The organism is Streptomyces sp. R21 (genome assembly GCF_041051975.1).
GTDB lineage: Bacteria > Actinomycetota > Actinomycetes > Streptomycetales > Streptomycetaceae > Streptomyces.
In genome coordinates this window covers 3487858-3509566 of record NZ_CP163435.1, presented here as the reverse complement: position 1 = coordinate 3509566, position 21709 = coordinate 3487858, and the positions used below count along the sequence as shown (strand labels likewise).

At 71.1% G+C, this 21709-nt stretch carries 16 protein-coding genes; 3 read left to right on the top strand and 13 right to left on the bottom strand.

What is annotated here, in order from left to right:
• Positions 1-191: 191 nt before the first annotated feature.
• Positions 192-557 carry an MGMT family protein gene (locus tag AB5J56_RS15595; RefSeq protein ID WP_369233324.1) on the bottom strand — a complete coding sequence of 122 codons (366 nt, stop codon included), beginning with the start codon at positions 555-557 and terminating at the stop codon, positions 192-194.
• 186 nt (positions 558-743) lie between these two features.
• Between AB5J56_RS15595 and AB5J56_RS15590 the strand changes: the two genes are divergently transcribed.
• From AB5J56_RS15590 to AB5J56_RS15580, 3 genes are all read left to right on the top strand, one after another.
• A complete protein-coding gene (locus AB5J56_RS15590; protein WP_369233323.1) occupies positions 744-3536 on the top strand; it encodes a lysylphosphatidylglycerol synthase domain-containing protein in 2793 nt (930 codons plus the stop codon).
• A 65-nt stretch (positions 3537-3601) separates the two neighbouring features.
• A complete protein-coding gene (locus tag AB5J56_RS15585; protein WP_369233322.1) occupies positions 3602-5146 on the top strand; it encodes an alpha/beta hydrolase in 1545 nt (514 codons plus the stop codon).
• A 115-nt stretch (positions 5147-5261) separates the two neighbouring features.
• Positions 5262-6857 carry an alpha/beta hydrolase gene (locus AB5J56_RS15580; protein WP_369233321.1) on the top strand — a complete coding sequence of 532 codons (1596 nt, stop codon included), beginning with the start codon at positions 5262-5264 and terminating at the stop codon, positions 6855-6857.
• A gap of 143 nt (positions 6858-7000) precedes the next feature.
• Here the strand turns inward: AB5J56_RS15580 and moeZ are convergent, their stop codons facing one another.
• From moeZ to AB5J56_RS15520, 12 genes are all read right to left on the bottom strand, one after another.
• The gene (gene moeZ, locus AB5J56_RS15575) at positions 7001-8179 is read right to left on the bottom strand and encodes an adenylyltransferase/sulfurtransferase MoeZ (protein WP_369233320.1); all 1179 of its coding nucleotides are present in this window, start codon (positions 8177-8179) and stop codon (positions 7001-7003) included.
• A 63-nt stretch (positions 8180-8242) separates the two neighbouring features.
• Positions 8243-8992, bottom strand: a complete 750-nt coding sequence (locus tag AB5J56_RS15570; RefSeq protein ID WP_369233319.1) for a spherulation-specific family 4 protein — start codon at positions 8990-8992, stop codon at positions 8243-8245.
• Positions 8980-9942 carry an NAD-dependent epimerase/dehydratase family protein gene (locus AB5J56_RS15565; RefSeq protein ID WP_369233318.1) on the bottom strand — a complete coding sequence of 321 codons (963 nt, stop codon included), beginning with the start codon at positions 9940-9942 and terminating at the stop codon, positions 8980-8982. The genes AB5J56_RS15570 and AB5J56_RS15565 overlap by 13 nt, the downstream gene beginning before the upstream one ends.
• A gap of 244 nt (positions 9943-10186) precedes the next feature.
• Positions 10187-11428, bottom strand: a complete 1242-nt coding sequence (locus AB5J56_RS15560) for a hypothetical protein (RefSeq protein ID WP_369233317.1) — start codon at positions 11426-11428, stop codon at positions 10187-10189.
• Positions 11425-13215 (bottom strand): DUF3492 domain-containing protein, encoded by a 1791-nt coding sequence (locus tag AB5J56_RS15555; RefSeq protein ID WP_369233316.1) that lies wholly within the window; start codon positions 13213-13215, stop codon positions 11425-11427. Before AB5J56_RS15555 ends, AB5J56_RS15560 begins: the two co-directional genes overlap by 4 nt.
• Positions 13216-13449: 234 nt before the next feature.
• A complete protein-coding gene (locus AB5J56_RS15550; protein WP_369233315.1) occupies positions 13450-15054 on the bottom strand; it encodes a dipeptide ABC transporter ATP-binding protein in 1605 nt (534 codons plus the stop codon).
• Positions 15051-16049 (bottom strand): ABC transporter permease, encoded by a 999-nt coding sequence (locus AB5J56_RS15545; protein WP_369233314.1) that lies wholly within the window; start codon positions 16047-16049, stop codon positions 15051-15053. Before AB5J56_RS15545 ends, AB5J56_RS15550 begins: the two co-directional genes overlap by 4 nt.
• A complete protein-coding gene (locus AB5J56_RS15540) occupies positions 16046-17080 on the bottom strand; it encodes an ABC transporter permease (protein WP_369233313.1) in 1035 nt (344 codons plus the stop codon). Before AB5J56_RS15540 ends, AB5J56_RS15545 begins: the two co-directional genes overlap by 4 nt.
• A gap of 4 nt (positions 17081-17084) precedes the next feature.
• Complete coding sequence (locus AB5J56_RS15535) at positions 17085-18803, bottom strand: ABC transporter substrate-binding protein (RefSeq protein WP_369233312.1); 1719 nt, start codon at positions 18801-18803, stop codon at positions 17085-17087.
• Between the two features lie 170 nt (positions 18804-18973).
• Positions 18974-19066: an Ms4533A family Cys-rich leader peptide gene (locus AB5J56_RS15530; protein WP_369233311.1), complete on the bottom strand. Its 93-nt coding sequence runs from the start codon at positions 19064-19066 to the stop codon at positions 18974-18976.
• A gap of 56 nt (positions 19067-19122) precedes the next feature.
• Positions 19123-20385, bottom strand: coding sequence for a DUF3152 domain-containing protein (locus tag AB5J56_RS15525; RefSeq protein ID WP_369233310.1), 1263 nt, complete (start codon positions 20383-20385; stop codon positions 19123-19125).
• Between the two features lie 125 nt (positions 20386-20510).
• Positions 20511-21482 (bottom strand): alpha/beta fold hydrolase, encoded by a 972-nt coding sequence (locus tag AB5J56_RS15520; RefSeq protein WP_369233309.1) that lies wholly within the window; start codon positions 21480-21482, stop codon positions 20511-20513.
• Positions 21483-21709 lie beyond the last annotated feature (227 nt).

Sequence of the window (21709 nt, the reverse complement as noted above, 5' to 3'; positions counted from 1 at the left end):
GTGACCGCGGGGTGAGGGGGAGGTGCGCCGTCGACGCTACGCCGGTGGGCACCGTGGAAGGAGGGCTTCCCCTTCTTCCCTCGGGTCACGTGCGTCCCCCGGTGCTCGAACGTACGGCATGTCGCGGACGTGCCCCGCTTCCCCCGTACGGGCCACAGGTCGCCCCTTGGCCGGTCCGATGCCGGAAGCTGTCAGATGTGACCCTCCGCGCGTTCTCCGCCGTCCCATCGCGCTCGTTTCATGTCGATGCGCGGCAGATGACCTTCGGAGGCTCTGCTCGCCTCCCTCAGGGGGGTGCCCTCCGTGCGGTAATGGCCGAGCGCGTCGAGTTCATGGCCCGGGAGCAGCACTCCGTCCGCGCGTACGACACGCCACCACGGAACCGCTCCTCCGTAGAGGGCCATCACTCGTCCCACCTGTCGCGGACCGCCCTCCTGGAGCCATTCCGCCACGTCCCCGTACGTCATGACGCGCCCGGGCGGGATCAGCTCGGCGACCTCAAGGACCCGCTCCGCGTACTCCGGCAGGGCGTCCGCCGGAAGACTCTCCTCGCTCATCCGCCCCATCCTGCCCCACCCCACCGACAATGTGACGCGGTGACGACTGTGCGTATCCCTCGCCCCGGGCGCGGCGCTTCGGGCAGACTGTGCGCCCCCGTATTGCACCCTGATGCCCCCGTGTGTCAGTCGGGCATGCCACCATCGTGCGGGCGGTGACTGGTGATACGAGACCAAGAAGAGACGATGAGGCAGCAGGGAGTGCATCCCGAAGAGGCGGAGAGCACGTCTGACGCTTCGTCGCGCCCGGACACCGGCGACGCGGACAAGAAGGGCGCTGAATCGGCGGCTCCGGAGGACGCGTCCGGGAAGTCGGACGAGACCACTCCGGGGACGGACGAGAACGCCGAGCGGGACGACGACTGCGCCGACGGCACCCATGTCGACGAGGTGGAGGGCGACGAACCGCTGCTCCCCGCGCGCGTGCACCGTCCTTCCGACCTGATGCGGCTTCTGGTCGGTGTTCTCGCGATCGCCGTGCTGCTTGCCGTCGCCGCGTTCGCGCACGGCACCACATCGGGGCTCGAGCAGGACATCAACAAGGGCACCGGTCAGGCACCGGATCTGCTGAGCAAGATCGCGGGTCTGGCGTCGAGCATCGCGATCCTTCTGGTGCCGGTCGCCTTCGCGATCGAGCGGCTGATCAAGCGGGACGGGCTGCGTATCGCCGACGGTGTCCTCGCCGCGGTGCTCGCCCACGGCGTGACACTCGCCACGGACCTGTGGGTCGCGAAGGGCGCCCCGGACTCCATCCAGGAGGCGCTCACCCGGCCCTCGCCGGGCGACATCCACGCGCTCACCGACCCGGTGCACGGCTATCTGGCGCCGGTGATCGCGTATATGACGGCCGTCGGCATGTCCCGCAGGCCGCGCTGGCGAGCGGTGCTGTGGGTGGTGCTGCTCCTCGACGCCTTCTCGACGCTGGTCACCGGCTACACGACACCGTTCTCGATCATGCTGACGGTGCTGATCGGCTGGACCGTCGCCTACGGGACGCTCTACGCGGTCGGCTCGCCGAACGTGCGGCCCACCGGGCGGACGCTGATGGCGGGTCTGCGGCACGTCGGTTTCCGCCCGGTCTCCGCGGCCCGTGAGGAGGCACCGGACGCATCGGAGATCGGCGACCGCGGTCGGCGCTACTTCGTCTCGCTGGAGGACGGTCCGCCGCTGGACGTCACGGTGGTCGACCGCGAGCAGCAGGCGCAGGGCTTCTTCTACCGGGTGTGGCGTCGGCTGACGCTGCGGGGCATCACCACGCGCCGCAGCCTCCAGACGCTGCGCCAGGCGCTGGAGCAGGAGGCCCTCCTCGCGTACGCGGCGATCGCGGCCGGCGCCAACGCGCCCAAGCTGATCGCGACCTCCGAACTGGGCCCCGACGCCGTGATGCTCGTCTACGAGCACTCCGGCGGGCGCACCCTGGACTCGCTGCCCGACGACGTCATCACCGACGATCTGCTGCGGGAGACCTGGCGTCAGGTGCAGGCGCTCCAGTCGCGGCGCATCGCGCACCGCAGGCTCGCCGGGGACGCGATCTTGGTGGATCGTTCCGGCATGGTGATCCTGACGGATCTGCGCGGCGGCGAGATCGCGGCGAGCGACCTGGTCCTGCGCATGGACATCGCCCAGCTGCTGACCACGCTCGGACTGCGCGTGGGTGCCGAGCGGGCGGTCGCGTCGGCGGTCGGTGTGCTCGGCCCGGACGCGGTCGCCGACTGTCTGCCGCTGCTTCAGCCGATCGCGTTGACGCGCTCCACGCGCGCGACGCTGCGAAGACTCGCCCGGGAGCGTTCGCAGCGCGAGCGCGAGGCGGTTCTGGAGGCGTCGCGGCTGGACAAGCTCGCCCGCGCCGAGGAAGCCCAGAAGGAATCCGCTCCGCCCGTACTGGAAAAGCCCGACAAGAAGGCCGTACGCGCGGAGCAGCGGGCCGAGAAGCGGGCGATCGACGAGGCTCTGGACGAGGCACGCGAGGAGGATCTGCTCACCCAGATCCGCCACCAGGTGCTGCTGATCCGGCCCCAGGCGCCGGTCGAACCGGCCCGCCTGGAGCGCGTCCGGCCGCGCACCCTCCTCAGCTTCATGGCGGGTGCCATCGGTGCGTACTTCCTGCTGACGCAGCTCACGCACATCGAGTTCGGCACCCTCTTCGACGACGCCGAGTGGGGCTGGGTCGCCGCGGCGGTGCTGTTCTCGGCGCTGAGCTACTTCGCGGCGGCGATGAGCCTGCTCGGCTTCGTGCCGGAGCGAGTGCCATTCGTGCGGACCGTGGCGGCGCAGGTCGCCGGGTCGTTCGTGAAGATCGTGGCTCCCGCCGCGGTCGGCGGTGTCGCCCTCAACACGCGCTTCCTGCAACGCGCCGGGGTGCGCCCGGGTCTCGCGGTGGCGAGCGTCGGCGCGTCGCAGCTGTTCGGACTCGGCTGCCACATTCTGATGCTGCTGTCCTTCGGCTATCTGACCGGCACCGAGAAGACGCCGTCCCTGTCGCCTTCCCGTACGGTCATCGCGGGCCTGCTGACCGTGGCCGTACTCGTCCTCGTGGTCACGTCGGTGCCGTTCCTGCGCAAATTCGTCGCCACGCGCGTGCGGTCGCTTTTCGCGGGTGTCGTGCCGCGCATGCTCGACGTGCTCCAGCGGCCGCAGAAGCTGGTCACCGGGATCGGCGGCATGCTGCTCCTCACCGCCTGCTTCGTGATGTGCCTGGACGCGTCGATCCGCGCGTTCGGCCACGAGGACACCACCACGCTCAGCCTCGCCAGCGTCGCCGTCGTCTTCCTCGCCGGCAACGCGCTCGGCTCGGCGGCGCCGACTCCGGGCGGTGTGGGCGCGGTCGAGGCGACTTTGACGGTCGGTCTGATCGCCGTGGGGCTCCCCAAGGAGGTCGCGGCGCCCGCGGTGCTGCTGTACCGGCTGCTGACGCTGTGGCTGCCGGTGCTGCCGGGATGGCTGTTCTTCAACCATCTGACCCGCAAGGGCGCGCTGTAGGCCCGCGTACCTCGTACGGCCCGCGCCCCGAGCGCACCGCTCCGCACGACCGCAGGATGGGGAGCATGCCGAACCCGCCCCAGCTGCGCGCCGCTGCGCTGACCGTCACCGCCGTACTGCTGTCCTCCTTGATGACGGGATGCAGCGACGACTCCAAGGACGAGGATCTGTCGGCCCAGAAGCTGAACTGGAAGGACTGCCCGGCGCCGTCCGAGTCGGAGGGCGGAGGTGACGCCCCCTCACCGCTGCCGGGCGGTGCACAGTGGCAGTGCGCCACCATGAAGGCGCCCCGCGACTGGAACAAGCCCAAGGGCGACACGATCGGGATCGCACTGGTCCGGGCGGGCACGAGCGGCGACAAGAGCAAGCGCATCGGCTCGCTCGTGTTCAACTTCGGTGGCCCCGGCGGCTCGGGCGTCACCGCGCTGCCGTCCTTCGGCGAGGACTACGCGAAGCTGCGCACCCGCTACGACCTGGTGAGCTTCGACCCGCGCGGGGTCGGCCGCAGCGCGGGCGTGAAGTGCGAGGACGACGAGCAGCTCGACGACTACTTCCAGCAGGACGCCACCCCGGATGACGACGCCGAGCAGAAGAAGCTGCTGGACAACACCCGGACGTTCAACGCGGCCTGCGAGAAGAACTCCGGCAAGACCCTCCCCTACGTGCGCACCACGGACGCGGCCCGCGACATGGACCTGATGCGCCAGGTCCTCGGCGACGACAAGCTGCACTACTTCGGCATCTCCTACGGCACCGAACTGGGTGGCGTCTACGCCCACTTGTTCCCGGGGAACGTGGGGCGGGCCGTCTTCGACGCGGTCGTCGATCCGACGCAGAACCCGGAACAGGGCTCCCTCGGGCAGGCCAAGGGCTTCCAGCTCGCGCTCGACAACTTCGCCGAGGACTGCGCCTCGAAGACCGAGGACTGCCCGATCGGCGACAGCGCTCAGGACGTCAAGGACCGCATCGCCAAGCTGCTGAAGGATCTCGACAGCAAGCCGATCCAGGGGATCTTCCCGCGTGAGCTGACCCAGACCGCCGCCACCAGCGGCGTCGCACAGGCCCTGTACTCGAAGGACTTCTGGGAGTTCCTGACCGAGAGCCTGGAACAGGCATACGAAGGCAACGGCAGAGGCCTGATGCTGCTGGCGGACTCGCTGAACGGGCGCAACGACGACGGCCAGTACAGCAACCTGGCCGCGGCGAACGTGTCCATCAACTGCGCCGACGAGAAGGCGCGTTACAGCGCCGCCGACGTCCGGGCGAAGCTCCCGGACTTCCGCGCCGCCTCATCGGTCTTCGGCGACTATCTGGCCTGGTCCATGGTCACCTGCACCGACTGGGCCGTGGCGGGCGCCGCCGACCACGCCGATGTGAGCGCCGCGGGCGCCGCCCCGATCCTGGTGGTCGGCAACACCGGGGACCCGGCCACACCGTACGAGGGTGCGAAGAAGATGGCGGACGCGCTGGGCAAGGGCGTCGGCATCGAGATGACGTACAAAGGCCAGGGACACGGCGCCTACGACAGCGGGAACAAGTGCGTGCACAACGCGGTGGACGGCTATCTGCTGGCCGGGAAGGTACCGGCAGCCAACACCATCTGTTCATAAAAGTGCAGGTCAAAGCGTTATCCACAGGCTGCCGAGGTCGAATCTCGCTCCCCGCCTAATATGACGTGCAGGTCATCCGCGACATGGGCGGAGGACGGGCGAGGGGGGAATGTTCATGGCGCGATTCGTACGGTGGACGGCGCTGGCCGCCGCCGCGTTGCTGGTGTCCGGCTGCAGCGGCGGCTCGTCCGGGGTCGGCTCCGACGAAGGGAAGGGCGGCGCCACGTCGTCCTCCTCGTCTTCCGATTCCTCTTCCGATTCCTCTTCCGGTACGGCGTCGGACTCGGCCGGCGCGTCGTCGAAACTGCCCGCCTCCCTCACCGCGCAGCAGCTCGACTGGGGCCGCTGCAAGGGCACTTCGGACTCCGCCGAGCCCGGCGGCGACTGGCAGTGCGCAACGCTCAAGGTGCCGCTGGACTACGCGAAGCCGGACGGGCGGACGATCGGTCTCGCGCTGATCCGTTCCAAGGCGAGCGGGGGCCAGGGCAAGCGCATCGGCTCACTGCTGTTCAACTTCGGCGGCCCCGGCGGCTCGGGCGTCTCCATGATGCCGTCGTACGCGAGCATCGTCAGCCCGCTCCACCGGCGCTACGACCTGGTGAGCTGGGACCCGCGCGGGGTCGCCGCCAGCGAGGGCGTGCGCTGCCGCAACGACAAGGCGATCCAGGCCGCCGAGGAGGTGGACGCCACTCCGGACGACGCGGCGGAGGAGACGGCGTACTTCAAGGACGCCGCCGACTTCGGCAAGGGCTGCGAGAAGGCGGCCGGCGAGCTGCTGTCCCACGTCTCGACGACCGACACGGCCCGGGACATGGACCTGATGCGCCAGGTCCTCGGCGACAAGAAGATGCACTACTTCGGTATCTCCTACGGCACCGAGCTCGGCGGCGTCTACGCCCACTTGTTCCCCAAAAACGTGGACCGCCTGGTGCTGGACGCGGTCGTCGACCCCAGCGCCGACACGGTGGGCCACGCCAAGAACCAGACCCTGGGCTTCCAGCGCGCTCTGAACGACTACCTCAAGTCCACCGGCCAGGACCCGAAGCAGGGCTCCCAGAAGATCGTCGACCTGCTGAAGCGGATCGACGCCAAGCCGCTGGCGACCTCCGGCGGGCGCAAGCTCACCCAGTCACTCGCCCTCACCGGCATTGTCCTGCCGCTGTACAGCAAGGAGGGCTGGCCGACGCTGACCAGCGCTCTGACCGCGGCCGAGAGCGGGGACGGCTCGGAGCTGCTGCAACTCGCGGACCGTTACAACGACCGTGACGAGTCGGGGCGCTACGGCACGACGACGCATTCACAACGGGTCATATCGTGCTTGGACTCGAAGCAGCGGCCGACGGCCGCGGAGACGAAGAAGCTGCTGCCGGAATTCGAGAAGATCTCGCCCGTCTTCGGCGACTTCATGGGCTGGGACACGGCGGGCTGGTGCCACGACTGGCCGGTGGCCGGCCAGTACGACACTCCGGAGGTCAGCGCGCCGGGGGCCGAGCCGGTCCTGGTCGTCGGCAACACCGGGGACCCGGCGACGCCGTACGAGGGCGCCCGCAGGATGGCCGACGAGCTGGGCAAGGGCGTCGGTGTGGAGCTCACCTGGAAGGGCGAGGGCCATGGGGCGTACGGGAGCGGCAGCGACTGTGTCGACTCCACGGTGAACAGCTACCTGCTGGACGGAACGGTGCCGAAGGACGGCAAGGTCTGCTCCTCGTAGCCCGGTCTACGGCCGGACGGGCCCTGCCCCGGGCTGCGGCTCGGCGGGCCCTGCACCGGGCTGCGGCCGGGTCGGCCCTGCCCCGGGCAACGGAAAGGGGCCCGGCACCCGCGGTGCCGAGCCCCTCCGGAGAAAGTATGCGTCTAGTACACCGGCTTGCTCGGCTCGATCTGGTTGACCCAGCCGATCACGCCGCCGCCGACGTGCACGGCGTCCGAGAAGCCCGCGGACTTCAGGACGGCGAGGACTTCCGCACTGCGGACACCCGTCTTGCAGTGCAGGACGATCTTCTTGTCCTGCGGGAGGGTCTCCAGGGCGGTGCCCATGAGGAACTCGTTCTTCGGGATCAGCTTGGCGCCGGGGATCGAGACGATCTCGTACTCGTTGATCTCGCGGACGTCGATGATCTCGATGTTCTCGCCCTCGTCGATCCACTCCTTGAGCTGCTTGGGAGTGATCGTCGAGCCGGCGGCCGCCTCCTGGGCCTCCTCGGACACGACGCCGCAGAAGGCCTCGTAGTCGATGAGCTCGGTGACGGTCGGGTTCTCGCCGCAGACCGCGCAGTTCGGGTCCTTACGGACCTTGACCTGGCGGTACTGCATCTCCAGGGCGTCGTAGATCATCAGGCGGCCGACCAGCGGGTCGCCGACACCGGCGAGGAGCTTGATCGCCTCGGTGACCTGGATGGAGCCGATGGACGCGCACAGCACGCCCAGCACGCCGCCCTCGGCGCAGGAGGGGACCATGCCCGGCGGCGGGGGCTCCGGGTAGAGGCAGCGGTAGCAGGGGCCGTGCTCGGACCAGAACACCGAGGCCTGGCCGTCGAAGCGGTAGATCGAGCCCCAGACGTACGGCTTGTTCAGCAGCACGGCCGCGTCGTTGACCAGGTAGCGGGTCGCGAAGTTGTCCGTGCCGTCGACGATCAGGTCGTACTGGCTGAAGATGTCCATCACGTTCTCGGCCTCAAGCCGCTCTTCGTGAAGGACCACGTTGACGTACGGATTGATGCCCAGCACCGAGTCGCGGGCCGACTCGGCCTTGGAGCGGCCGATGTCCGCCTGGCTGTGGATGATCTGGCGCTGCAGGTTCGACTCGTCGACCTCGTCGAACTCCACAATGCCGAGCGTGCCCACGCCCGCGGCGGCCAGGTACATCAGCGCCGGCGATCCGAGGCCGCCGGCGCCCACACAGAGCACACGGGCGTTCTTCAGCCGCTTCTGCCCGTCCATGCCCACGTCGGGGATGATCAGGTGGCGGGAGTACCTGCGGACCTCGTCTACGGTGAGCTCAGCAGCTGGCTCGACCAGGGGTGGCAGCGACACGGGGACTCCGTTGGTCGGTCAATCACTACAGTTGTTCTCCCCGTAACACTGCCACGCCCTCCTTCATTCCGAGACACCCGTTCCGATCCGCGAGACGATTTCGTCCCAGTAGCCGGGCAGCGCCTCCCAGGGGTCGGCTCGTCCGCCCCGGTCCGTGCGGTCGGTGAAGTAGATCGTGGAGGCGCCCTGCCAGCGGGCGATGCGCAGCGCCTCCTCCAGATGGCCGCCGGGCACCCCGTGCACGAAGTGGCAAAAACGCTCGGGCGGGTAGTCGGCGGTCCACTCGGCGACCTGCGACCAGCGGTAGTCGCTCCAGGGGCCGGAGAAGGTGACCAACTGGTCGGCGTTCTCGGCATATCCGGGGTAGGGATGGCTGCCGTGGCCGAGCACGATGTGGCCGCCGTCGAGCAGCGTGCGGAGTGTGGCGACCGTGCGGCGGACCTCGGGGAGCGCGGCGCGCTCGGTGGGGCAGCGGTCGAGCAGGAAGCCGTCGACGCGGTACCAGTCGAGATACCGGTGCGCGTCGGAGACCAGCTCACCGAAGGTGCGTGCGCCGTACGTCACATCGAGGTGGCCGAGCACGCGGACGCCGGCGTTGCGCAGCCGTCCGGCCGCCTCCAGGCAGTGCGGGTCGGGCCGCATGCCGGGGCCGCCCGCCACGTTGAGGACGACCCAGTGCAGTGGGGTTCCGGGGCGGGTGAGTTCGCCCCATTCCAGCGGAGCGACGAGGGGGTGCGCATAGCCGGGGATGCCGAAGCCGAGTCCTAAGTCGGTGCTCGCGGTACCTGCTGCGGTGCTGGTCAGATACGGCATGCCGCCTCCATCCAGATGTCGGCGAGGGATTCCTCGAGGTTGATCCGGGGCCGCCAGCCGAGCCGGTCGCGTGCGGTGCGCACGTCGGCCTGCTGCCAGCTGCCGCAGCCGTCCGGATAGGGGTAGGCGACCGGGGCCGCGTGGTCGGGGTCGGTGCGCGGGTGGCCGATGGTCGCTCGGACGACGGGTCCGGGCGGGCCGTCGAGTTCGTGCAGGGCGCCGCCGTAGCCGGCCACGCGGGCGAGGACGGCGGCGGCGTCGCGGAGCCGGACCGCTCGGCCGGAGCCGATGTTGATGACGCCCTGGGCGGCGGAGAGGGAGGCGGCGTGGACGGCACGGGCGACATCGCGGACGTCGATGAAGTCGCGCTGGAAGCCGAGCCCGGAGAGCTTCAGCTCGCCGTCGCCGGACTGCATGGCGCGGCGCATGGCTTCGGCGAGGCGGCCGAGCGGGGAGCCGGCCGGGGTACCGGGCCCCGCGGGCGAGAACACGCGGAGCACGACGGCGTCCAGGCCGGAGCCGAGGACCAGTTCGGTGGCGGCGAGCTTGCTGACGCCGTACGGGCCGCCGGGGCGCGGCACGGCGTCCTCGGCCGTGGACGATCCGGGCTGGCTGGGCCCGTATTCGGCGCCGCACCCGAGCTGCACGAGGCGTGCCCCGCAGCCGCTGCGGCGCAGGGCCTCGCAGACGGTGGCGACGGCGACGGTGTTGTGCCGGGTCAGGTCGCGGGCGCCGCCGCGGGTGGCGCCCGCGCAGTTGATGACGACTCCGGGGTGCACCGCGTCCAGGAAGCGGGTGAGTGCGCCGGGGCTGCCGGACGCGAGGTCGAACCGTACGTCGGCGTCGTCGCCCCGGCCGAGCGCGGTGAGCTGCACGGCCGGATCGGCGAGCAGGCGGTCGGCGACGAAGCGGCCGAGGTATCCGTTGGCTCCGATCAGCAGGACCCTCATCGGGCGGCTCCCGGGGCGGATTCTCCGGTTCGGGAGGTGATCATCTGGCGTTCTCCTTCGGGTGATGCCGTGGGTCGGTGAGAGGGCCCGCGGTGTCGGCCCCGCGGGAGGGGTGCGCCCGGGGCGGGAGCTGGGCTCCGGGCACTGCTTGCGGTGCGCGGCGGTGGGGCGCCGTGGACCGGTTCTCGGGTCGCGGCTCATGGCGTCCGTGTGGGGTGCCGTGGGCCGACGTTCGGGTCCCCGCTCACGGCGCCCCGGAGGGCGTGGCGTGGGCCGAGGCTCGGGTGAGGGTGCGGGTCGCGTGGATCAGCAGGACGAGAGCCGCCGCGCCGCACGCCAGGGCCGGGACGGCTCCCGGCCCCCAGGCGCCGACGACGGTTTCGATGGGGGCGGACAGGAACGAGCAGCCGGGCAGGCGGCCCGCGAAGACCGTGGTCAGGGCGGTCGCCTCGGCCGCGCCCGCGGCGCCGAGGACGACGGCCGGGGCGTGGGTGAAGCCGTGCACCGTCAGCAGTCGGGCGAGCAGCAGGAGCGCGCCGAGAGCGCCCGCTCCGGCGTACGCGGCGGGCTCGTCGAGCACGGCCCCGCACAGGGCGAGCAGTCCGCCGAGGGCGCACATGAAGAGCGCGAACGTGCCGAGCAGCATCGGCTGTACGGAGTCGGCGAACTCCGCGAGGCCGCGGCTGGCGTTCAGTCTTCGGCGGGCGCGTACGGCGAAGAGGTGGGCGCACCAGGCCGCCGGGACGCAGGCCAGGGCAAGGGCGAGGACGGGTGCGGTGGCCAGGGGCCAGGGCCCGTCGGGGCCGCCGTCGACGCCCGCGCTCAGCAGTCCGTCGCCGAGCAGGGCGTAGGCGATCAGCCAGCAGGTCCACGCGCGCGCGGCGCCCGTCGGCCGGGATGTGGCGTGCAGCGGTCCGCGGCGGACGGCCGCCCGTACGCCGAGTGCCACGGCGAGGGCGCCGGCGGCGGCCACCGCGAGGCGCGGCTGTCCTTCGGTGAGCCGCAGCCCGGCCGCGGTCGCCGCGCACAGGGCGCCCGGCAGCAGTGCGAGCGCCGCCCAGTCGGGGCGCGCGCCGGGGTGCGCCGCGGCCTCGGGGCGCGTGGCCGGTTCTGCGTCGCGCGGCACGCGCGCGAACATCTCCTCCGCGAGCGCGAACACGTCCCGGTGCCTGAACCGTGCGGCGGTCCGGTCGGTCACGCCGTGCGCCTCCAGGCCCGCCGCGATCTCCAGCGGGTCCACGGCCCGCTCGCAGAGCTCGCGGTGCCGGTGCATCAGCGCCTTCACCGGGTCGACGGCACCGCGACGGGTGGCGGGCCTGCGGTCGGCGCCCGTCGAGCCGGCCGCACCTGCCCCGCCTTCGGGGCTCGTGCTTGCCTGGCCCGCACCCGCCGTGCCCGCCGCTTCCGCAGTGCCCGCGCCGCTGGACGCCGGAGCCGTGACCTCCGACCGCTCGTCCAGCTCACTCACTTCGCCCAGTTCGTTCATCGCGCACCCTCCCCCGCCGGAACCGGCTCCTGTTCCTGTTCCTGTTCCTGTTCCTGTTCCTGTGCCTGAGGTGTGGCACGGACGGGAGCCCCCGCCGCCCAGGCCGGTCGGCCGGCGGTCAGCAGGCGGGCCGCGGTCCAGCGGCCGGGGACGTGGGCCTCCGCCGGTACGCCGAAGGGGCGGGGTTCGCCGGTGTCGTCCACGACGACGCGGCGCATCGGGGAGTGCGAAACGATCTCCAGGTAAATGCCGTGAAATGCCGCGATGTTCTGCTCGACGGTGAACAGTTCGAGGGCACGCGCGCGTGCCGCCGCGCCGAGGCGCTCGCGCCGCTCGGGGTCGCGCAGCAGCGCCACGCACGCCTCGGCGAGCGCGCACGGATTGCGCGGCGGCACCACAAGACCCGTACCGCCGATGACCTCGACGACCGCGCCGACGTCCGTGGACACGGTGGCGCGGCCGCAGAACATGGCCTCGACGAGGCTGATCGGGAAGCCCTCGACGACGCTGGACAGGACGACCACGGCTCCGGACGCGTACGCCTCGGCGAGGTTCGGGACCTCCGGGCCGCCGATCTCCTCGAAGGAGACGGGGTTGTCGCCGACCGCGTGCACGCCCTCCGCCTCGTCGGGGAAGAGCTGCGCCGCCAGCGCCCGGCAGTGTCCGAGATAGGCCTCGCCCTCGGGGCCCGCGGCGGCTCCGACGATCCTGAGCCGGGTCTTCGGTTCCTCCTTGCGGATCTCCGCGAAGGAGTGCAGCAGCGAGATCAGGTCCTTGGCGGGCTCGATGCGGCCGACCCAGACGAGCGTGTCGGGGTCGGTGACCTCCGCGCTCTCGCCGACCTCCGCGAAGCGGGAGGCCTCCATGCCGGGGTAGACCGTGCGGAGCTTGGCGCGGTCGGCGCCGCACCGTTCCTGCCAGCGGCGGGCGTGGGTGTTGCCCGGTGTGATGAGCGCGGCCCGCTCGTAGACCTCGGCGGCCAGCCTGCCGTGGAACGCGGCGAGCAGGGCCCGCACCGCGGGCGCCTCCCCGGACGAGGCCGCGGACAGGTAGTGCGCCCGCAGCTGCACCCCGTACTCGGTGACCAGCAGCGGCACTCCGGAGAAGTGCCGGGCGAGCAGGCCTGGCAGCGCGGCGGAGCCGCCGGCCGCCGCATGGCACAGGTCGACCGAGCCGAGCCCGTCGTGCTCGTACCAGTCGAGTGAGAGGGGGCGCAGGGCGCGTTCGAGGTGCGCGGCGACGGCGAGCAGATCCGGTACGCGCGCCTCGCGCGCCGGACGGAGTGCGCCCGGGGCGCGACAGGCACGCTCCAGAGCGCGTACCGCGCCCTCGGAGCGCAGCGCGCCCACCAGACCGCCCTCGTCGCGGGCGAGTTCGGCGAGTCCGTACAGCGCGCTGCCGAAACGGTCCGCCTCAACGCCGCGCAAAGCCCCCGAAGGACCCCCCGAACGATCGCCCGACGGACTGTCGCCCCCCGGCCCCGCACTCATCCCTGCCCCCGCACAGACGGCCGCCGCCAGCTCCCCGTAACACTCCGCGAACCGTCGTCGTGCCCGGCGCCCGTGGACCACTCCGTCGTCCTCGGCCATCCACAGCGGCGCGGTGCGTACCCGGCCGACCTGGGGCGGCAGCTGGATCCACCCCTCGTCCTCCTGCCGCTCGCTGCGGCTGAGTGCGTAGATGTCGAACTCGTGCCCGTCGAGCCCGCGTACGAGCCGGTCGCACCAGAGCCTGGCGTCACCGCTCACATACGGATAGCCACCCTCCGTAAGCAGTCCGATGCGCACGAGTGCACCCCCGATCTCCCGTATGGGGAGCCGCCGTTGACCCGGCGGCTCGCAGCGGGACGAAGGTATGCGGACATGACGGTGGCGCGACGGACGGTTGTCCATCGCGCCACCAGAAGGGGTGAACGGTCGTAACTTTCCCGAGCGGGTCGCGTTCTGTCGCGCTAAGGGATCAAGCAGTTACGTTTCGTTAGGCTGCGGCCGGCCTTCCGGCGCACGCCGGTCGACCGTCCGTCACACGACCGCCAGCTCTCGGCGGGCGGCCCGGCGCCGGGCCGCGACCACCGGATCGAGGGCCGGTACGGCGGCCAGCAGCTGCTGCGTGTACGGGTCCCGCGGGGATTCGTACACCTCGTCGGCGGGCCCGTGTTCGACGATCCGCCCGCGCCGCATCACCGCGACGCGGTCGCTGACCTGTCGTACGACGGCGAGGTCGTGCGCGACGAAGACCAGGGCGAGCCCGAGTTCCCGCTGCAACTCGCCGAGCAGGGCGACCACTTGGGCCTGGGTGGTCACGTCGAGGGCGGACACCGGTTCGTCGCAGACGATGACGCGCGGATCGGCGGCGAGGGCCCGGGCGATACCGACGCGCTGTCGCTGCCCGCCGCTGAACTCGTGCGGATAGCGGTCGTGGTGCGCGGGCTCCAGCCCCACGCGCTCCAGCAACTCCCGTACGCGCGCCCGGATCCGACCCTCGTCCCGTTCCCCTCGCGCGCGCAGCGGGTCGGCGATCGACTCGCCCACGCTGCGCCGCGGGTTGAGGGAGGACACGGGGTCCTGGAAGACCATCTGCACGGCCGGATTCACCCCCACGCGCGCGTGCCCCCCGTAACGGACCTCGCCCGCCGTCGGCTCCAGCAGCCCGACCAGCATCCGTCCGAGGGTCGTCTTGCCGCTACCGCTCTCGCCGACGACGCCGAGGGTCTCACCCCGGTGGATGGCCAGCGACACGTCGTCCACGGCCGTGAACACCCGCTTGCCGCGCCCGAACTCGCGCCGCAGCCCCTTCGCCTCCAGGACGACCTCGTCGGACGCCTCCGAGGGCGCGCGGGCCGTCTCCACGCGAGGGACGGCGGACAGCAGTTCACGCGTGTACGGCTTCTCGGGCGACCCCAGTACGGCGGCGACCGGCCCGTGTTCGACCACGCGCCCGTGCTGCATCACCAGCACCTCGTCGACGCTCTCGGCGGCGACACCCACGTCGTGCGTGACGAGCAACAGCCCCATACCGGTCTCCTCGCGCAGCGTGTGCAGCAGGTCGAGGATCTGGGCCTGGACGGTCACGTCGAGCGCGGTGGTCGGCTCGTCGGCGATCAGCAGCCGGGGTTCGCAGGCCAGCGCCATCGCGATGAGCGCGCGCTGCCGCATCCCGCCGCTGAACTCGTGCGGACGCGAGCGCGACCGCCGCCGCGCGTCCGCAATGCCCACCCGGTCGAGGACCTCCACCGCACGCGCGCGTGCCGCTCGCCGGGATACGCGCGTGTGCACCCGGTACACCTCGGCGATCTGGTCCCCGACGGCGTAGTACGGATCGAGGGACGACAGCGGGTCCTGGAAGACCATGGCGGCCTGCGCACCGCGCAACCGCCGCAGTTCGCCCTCGGACGCCTCCTGTACGTCGACGCCGGCGACCTCGATCGAGCCGCCGACCCGCGCGCCCGTGCCGCGGTGCAGGCCCAACAGGGCGGAGGCGACAGTGGACTTGCCGGAGCCGGACTCGCCGACGAGGGCGAGGGCGGCGCCCTGCCCCAGGCTGAAGGAGAGCCCGTCGACGGCCCTCAGGTCGCCGAACTCGACGGACAGATCCGTGACGTGGACGAGGCTGTGGACGAGGCTCACGACAGCACCACCCGTCGGTCGGCCACCGCGTACAGGACGTCCGCGACGGCGTTGGCAAGGACTACGAAGAAGCCGGTCACCAGGACCATGCCGACGACCACCGGCAGGTCGACGACCTTCACGGCGTGCACCAACTCCCGTCCGATGCCCGGGAGTCCGAACAGCGACTCGGTGAGCACCGCCCCGCCGATCGCCGACCCGAAGTCATTGGCGTTGAGGGCGATGACCGGCGCGAGGGCCCCGCGCAGCGCGTGCCGTCCGACGATCGCCCGCTCCCCCACGCCGTACGCGCGGAAGGTGCGCACATGGTCCTCGGCGAGGGTCTCCAGCATCGCGGAGCGGGTCAGCCGGGCGTACTTGGCGGACTCGATGAGGGCGAGCGACAGCCAGGGCAGCAGCAGGTTCCAGGCCCACTGCTCGGGATCGTCGGAGAAGTCGACGTACTGCGGGAAGGGCAGCAGCTCCAACTGCCCGCAGACGACGATCATCAGCACCAGGCCGATGACGAAGACCGGCGTGGCGAACCCGGCGAGCGTGAGACCGGTCAGCAGCCGCTCGGTGAGCCTGCCGCGCCGCCAGGCCGACAGCACACCGTTGCCGACGCCGAGGATCAACCACAGCACCATCGCGCCGAACACGAGCGAGAAGGTGACCGGCAGCTTCGCCAGGATCAGCTCGGTGACCTGCTGGTCGGACTGGTACGACTGGCCGAGGCAGGGCGCCGAGCAGTGCTGCACGGAGGTGCCCGTCGAGTAGTCGTGGCCTACGAAGATGCCCTCCAGGAAGTGCCAGTAGCGCACGTACAGCGGGTCGTCGAGCTGGAGTTGCTCGGCGACCTGGTGCACCTGGACGGGTGAGCAGCGCGGGCCGCAGGTGATCTGGGCGACGTTGCCGGGGGTGACGTAGAAGACGACGTAGATGATCACCGAGAGGGCGAACAGGGTGACAGCTGCGCCGAGCGCGCGGCGCAGCACGAACCCACCGAAGCCGCTCATGCCCGGGCCCCCTTCTTCGCGCGAAGGCTCTTCGTGCCAAGTCCTGCCTTGGCCTCTCCCCTGCGCCCTGTCCCGATCCGCAGCCGTGAGGCCGCGCGCGGATCGAGGGCCGTGCGCACGCCGTCGCCCAGCACGGTCAGCGCGAGGACGGTCACGAACAGGAAGCCGGCGGGCAGCAGCAGGTACTGCGGGGCCGCCTGGTACCAGACGTCGGCGGCGGTGAGCATCTGTCCCCAGGACGGTGTCGGCGGTTTCACGCCGACACCGAGGAAGGACAGGGCCGCCTCGACGGTGATGTTCTGCGGGACGAGGAGGGCGGAGTACGTGATGACGGGCGCCGCCAGGCCCGGCAGCAGCTCGCGGCGGGCGATCCGCCAGGAGCCCCAGCCGCTGAGCCGGGCCGCGGAGACGTAGTCGAGCTCCTTGAGGGTGAGGGTCTGGGCCCGCACCATCTTGGCCATCGATCCCCAGCCGGAGACCAGGCCGACGACGAGCGCCACCAGGACGGGCCGCGGGAAGCTCGTGGGGACGATCGCGAGCAGGGCCAGTGCCATCACCATCAGCGGCATGGCGACGAAGACGTCGGTGAGCCGGCTGAGCGCCAGGTCCACCCAGCGGTTGCCGAGGCCGGACGCGACGCCGACGAGGACGCCGAGGAGCACCTGTACGACGGTCGCCGCGAGCGCGACGCCGAGCGAGACCCGCGCTCCGTAGACCAGCCGTGCGAACAGGTCGCGTCCGGTCTGGGGTTCGACGCCGAGCCAGTGGCCCCCGCCGATCCCGCCGAGCGGTCCGATCGGCACACCGCCGCGCGCGGAGTCGACGAGGGAGGGATGGTACGAGGTGGGGTCCTGGCCCTCGACGGCCGTGAGCAGCGGTGCGGCGAGCGCGACCAGGACGAGCAGTGCGACGACGGCCGCCGCGACGAGGGCGGCGCGCTGCGTGCGCAGCCGCCGCCAGAACTGACGGGCCCCCGAGGCCCCCGAAGCGGACGCCTCGGGGACCTCGGTGGCGACAAGTGCCTCGCTCACGGCGCTACTTCACCGCGACCTGGGAGATGTCCAGAACGCCGGTCCAGTCGCTGATCACGATGTTCTTGACGTCCTTGCCGTACAGGCGCTTGTAGACGGGGTGGAACAACGGCACGGTCAGCGCCTGCTCGCCGATCTTCTTGTCCAGTGCACCCCACCTCTTGGCGGCGGCGTCAAGGTCGGTCAACTTGTTGATCGCGTCAATCTCGGCATTGACCGACTTGTCATTGAGGAAGCCGGTGTTGAAGTTGGCGCCGTCCTTGACGATCTGGCGGCCGTCGAAGATCGGGGCGAGGAAGGGGCCGCCGGAGGGCCAGTCGGCACCCCAGTGGGCGAGGAAGAAGCCGGGCTCGGTCTTGGCGCTGTGGATCTTGTCCCGGTAGTCGTTGTCCTCGAGTCCCTGGAGCTTGACGGTGATTCCGGCCTTCTTCAGGGCGTCCTGGAGGGCGGTGGCGATCTCCGGGCTGGTCTCGAAGTTCTTGTCGTCGGAGTGCGTGAGCGTGACGGTGAGGCCGTTCTTGTAACCGGCTTCCTTCAGCAGCTCCTTCGCCTTGGCCGCGTTGCCGGACTTGCCCGCCGGGAAGTGGTCGTACGGCGTGTAGCCGAAGGACTTCTGGTTCGGCAGGTACGTCGTGGCGGCCTCGGCGAGCGAGGAGCCGCCGGCCGCGTTGATCACGGACGTGCGGTCGACGGCGTACGAGATCGCCTGGCGCACCTTCGGGTCGTCGAACGGCTTCACCTTCGGGTTGAAGGCGATGTAGTTCGTGTAGCCGAAGTGGCCGGTGCCGACGCGGGAGGCGAGTTCCTTGTCGCCGCTGACCTTGGCGAGTTCGGCCGGGCCGAGGTTGGTGTCCGTGGTGACGGCGGTGGCGTCCGCCCCTTGGGACGAGGACAGCCGCTGGTTGATCACGGACGAGTCGAGCCCGGACCGTACGTCGATCCTGTCGGGGTACGCCTTGCGCTCGGCGTCGGTCGCCGCGGACCAGTGGGTGTTGCGCTCCAGGGTGACGCGCTCGCCGTCGTTCTCGTTCTTGACGACCTTGTAGGGGCCGGACGAGACGGGGTGCTCCTCGTACTTCGTGCCGTTGTCCTTGGCCTTCGGCACGGGCGTGAACTGCGTCTGCGTGGCGAGGTAGGGGAACTCGCCCTCGGGCTTGTTCAGGTGGAAGACGAGGGTGCGCGCGTCCGGCGTCTCGATCGCGTCGAGGCCCTTCTTGTCCTTGTACGGCCCCTGGTAGTCGGCCGCGCCGACCAGCCAGTCCCTCAAGTAGGGGGCACCGCCGGAGAGTTCGGCGGCGAAGGAGCGCTCGATGCCGTACTTGATGTCGGCCGAGGTGATCGCACTGCCGTCCTCGTACTTGAGGCCCTTCTTCAGCGTGTACGTCCACACGGTCGCGTTCTTGCTCGGGCGGCCGGTGTCTGTGGCGAGGTCGGGGACGACCTCGGCACCGGCGGCTCCGCTCTCGCGGTTGCGCGTGGTGAGCGTCCGGAAGACGAGGGACGGGACGTTTCCGCCGCCGGAGGTGTAGAGCCGCGCCGGGTCGAAGTCGGTCTGCGGCTCGGAGTTGAGGACGGTGAGCGTGCCGCCCTTCTGGGGCTTGGAGTCGCCACCGGAGCCCTTGGCATCGTTGTCCTTCGGCCCGCAGGCGGCGGCGCCCGCTGCCACGACCAGGCTGACGGATGCCGCGGCCACGCGGCGCGCTATGACGGACGATTGACGCATCGGAAGGACGACCTCTCGAATGATGAGACAGATGGACACGATGTGAGACGAACGGGAGCAGACGTCCGCCTCGGCGCGAGGTCGTCGAAAACCGGGTGACGGGACCACGAAGCAGTGGGGTCACCGGGAAAGGTGCAGCAGGATCGCGACGCGAGCGCCGAAGGCGGGCGTCAGCTACAGAGAATGTCGGCCACGCAGAGCGCGGTCACGCCGATGAGCGCCAGCTCAATGGCGGCGCGTGCGGAGGCGTGGTGAGGCGACATGCGGAAAAATATGAACGAACTTTCGGCCCGTGTCAACGTGACCTGAGAGCCGCCTGTCAACTCCTGGGATACGGCCAGGCGTTGGCGCGGCAGTGGATTCCGTCGTGGTCGAGGAACTTCGTCTGCTGCTGCATGACGGGGGCGAGTTCACCGTCCTTGTCGCACGTCACATGGCCGTATCCGAGACGGTGGCCGACCTCGTGGTTGATCAGCATCTGGCGGTAGGCGTGAACTTGATCACCGTATGTCTTCGATCCCTGCGCCCATCGGTACGCGTTGATCATGACGCGTTCGGTGGAGGCGGAGTCGCAGGACACGTTGTCCTCGGTGGTGTCCAGACCGGACTTGGCGCACCAGACTCCGGTGGTGCCCGGACTCGCCAGCGTGATCACGAAGTCGGGCTTCCCGGAGGAGATCCGCTCGAAGGTACGGGCGCCGCTGTGGGCCCAACTCCGGCTGTCGTTCAGCGTCTTCTGCACGGCCTCGGCGAACAGCGCGCCGTCGAGCCCGAGCCCCTGCTCGATGTCCACGCGATAGGTGTACTTGCGCCCCTTGCCGGGCGCCTTGTCGAAGCCGGGCACGGCATCGAATTTCCCCGACGCCTTGAGCTTGGCGCCGAGCGGGTACCTCTTGGCCATCTTCTGGTCGTACGTCAGCACCGCGGCCTGCGCCGTCTCGGACGGGGTCGGCCGGCCGTCGCCGCGCGAGGCGGAGTCACTGGTGTCACGGTCGCCGCCCGCGGCGGACCGCGGCTGTGCGGCGGAGTCGTCCCGCCCGTCGGTGACCTGCCCGGCCACGACGATGGCGAGCACGGTGGTGACGGCGGCGGCCGCGATCCCGGTGAACGCCCGGCCCTTGCCGCCTCTGCCCTTGCCGTTCGCCCGCTTGCCCATGCCGGGGAGCGGGGGCTCGCCGGCGTGACCGGTCCCGGTGACCTCGTCGCCCGTCGGCTCACGGTCGGCGCCGGGGCCGTAGGGGTCGTGGTGGCGGACAGGAGTGCGGCGAGGCGCGAACACGTCGTCGTCCGCGCCCAGGTCGAAGGCGTCGACGTCGGCCTGCCGGGGACCTGGCCGGGCGCCGAGCCCTGGTCCGGGCGCTTGCCGCTGCCCGGGAATCCTCGGCCCCTGATTCCCCGACTGCCCCCAGCCGCCCCCGACTTCACGCTGCTCGGGATGCCCGCCCCGCACGGGCGGCGCACCTCCGGAGAAGCGGGGGACGCCGTGCGCGGGCGTACCGTCCGGAAAGCGGGGGACGCCATGGGCAGGCGTACCGTCCGGGAAACGAGGCACAGCCTGCCCCGGACCCTGCCCCGCACCCACGCCCTGCCCCTGCCTGGGCCCTGGACCCGGCCGCGCACCCGGCACAGAAACCACCGGTATCTCCCCGGTGGTCTCTTTCTTGTTGTCGGCCCGCCCCCGGCGGCTATGACGTCCCACGCCGCGCCTCAGCTCCCCGAACCGTTGGCGCCGGCCTCGGCGTGAAGCTCACGGAAGGCGGTGGCCACCGTCTCCGGGTACTCCATCATCGCGACGTGTCCCGCGTCCGGCAGCGTCAGCAGCCGGGAGTCGCGGAAGGCGCGGGCCGCGCGCTGGGCCATGCGGTAGGCGACGAGCTGGTCACGGCCGCCGTAGATGAGGAGCGTCGGCGCGAGCACCCGCTCGGCCTGGCGCCACAGCCCGTGCTGGCCGCCCAGCGTGTACGCGTTCACGATGCCGCGCGAGGAGCGGGCCATCGCGTCCCAGAAGTAGGGGAGGGCGAGCCGTCGCTCCATCTCCTCGACCGCGTTGCGGAACCCTTCGTCGGTGACCATGCCGGGATCGCCGTAGCAGAGCGCCGTGACCCCGCGGACGCGCTGCTCCGCGCTCCAGTCCTTGGTGAGCCGGGTGAAGAGCTGCGCCACGCCGGGCACCGCGAGCAGGGCTGTCGGCCAGGCGGTGCGCTGCGCGCGCAGTTCGGGCAGCGCGGGCGAGACCAGGGTGAGCGTGCGGACGAGATCGGGCCGTACGGCCGCGACGCGCGTGGTGACGGCCCCGCCCAGCGAGTTCCCGAACAGGTGCACAGGCCCGCGCCCGGAGGCGTCGAGATAACGGATGACCGCGCGCGCGTGCCCGGTCACCGAGTAGTTGCCGTCGTCCGGCGGCGGCGAGTCGCCGAAGCCGGGCAGGTCGAGGGCCTCGCTCTCCACGAGCCCGTCGAGCAGCGGCATCAGCGCCGACCAGTTCTGCGAGGAGCCGCCGAGGCCGTGCACGTACAGCGCGGGCGGCAGCCCCTCGCGCGTCGCCGGTCTCGACCGCACCGTCAGCGTGATCCCCGGCAGCCCGACGGACCGCAGCTGCTCCCCCTCCGCGACCTTGACGGCACTGACCTTCGGAGTGACAGGGGCAGCCAGCGCGGAGGGCAGCTCGGTCGAAGACATGCGGCAATGTTACGAGACGATCACGCAGTGGTTCATGTGTTCGCCGTCACAGATACCGGGTATTCGGCGAATGGCACGGTCCACAGGACGGCGGGATGCCGCACGCCGATCGCATAGCGCGCCGATCCGGTGTCTCCTAGGCTCAGGACGAGGGCACTCAAACCGGTACAGAGCGCAACCCGCACAGGAGCGCACCCCGCACGCGAGCGCGCTCGCACCGCTCGGGA

Excerpts from the sequence above, each read along its gene's own strand:
- AB5J56_RS15590 (WP_369233323.1), top strand. The coding sequence starts at position 744 with ATGAGGCAGCAGGGAGTGCATCCCGAAGAGGCGGAGAGCACGTCTGAC.
- AB5J56_RS15570 (WP_369233319.1), bottom strand. The coding sequence starts at position 8,992 with ATGCCGTATCTGACCAGCACCGCAGCAGGTACCGCGAGCACCGACTTA.
- AB5J56_RS15560 (WP_369233317.1), bottom strand. The coding sequence starts at position 11,428 with ATGAACGAACTGGGCGAAGTGAGTGAGCTGGACGAGCGGTCGGAGGTC.
- AB5J56_RS15535 (WP_369233312.1), bottom strand. The coding sequence starts at position 18,803 with ATGCGTCAATCGTCCGTCATAGCGCGCCGCGTGGCCGCGGCATCCGTC.
- AB5J56_RS15580 (WP_369233321.1), top strand. The coding sequence starts at position 5,262 with ATGGCGCGATTCGTACGGTGGACGGCGCTGGCCGCCGCCGCGTTGCTG.
- AB5J56_RS15565 (WP_369233318.1), bottom strand. The coding sequence starts at position 9,942 with ATGAGGGTCCTGCTGATCGGAGCCAACGGATACCTCGGCCGCTTCGTC.
- AB5J56_RS15585 (WP_369233322.1), top strand. The coding sequence starts at position 3,602 with ATGCCGAACCCGCCCCAGCTGCGCGCCGCTGCGCTGACCGTCACCGCC.
- AB5J56_RS15530 (WP_369233311.1), bottom strand. The coding sequence starts at position 19,066 with ATGTCGCCTCACCACGCCTCCGCACGCGCCGCCATTGAGCTGGCGCTC.
- AB5J56_RS15520 (WP_369233309.1), bottom strand. The coding sequence starts at position 21,482 with ATGTCTTCGACCGAGCTGCCCTCCGCGCTGGCTGCCCCTGTCACTCCG.
- AB5J56_RS15545 (WP_369233314.1), bottom strand. The coding sequence starts at position 16,049 with ATGAGCGGCTTCGGTGGGTTCGTGCTGCGCCGCGCGCTCGGCGCAGCT.
- AB5J56_RS15595 (WP_369233324.1), bottom strand. The coding sequence starts at position 557 with ATGAGCGAGGAGAGTCTTCCGGCGGACGCCCTGCCGGAGTACGCGGAG.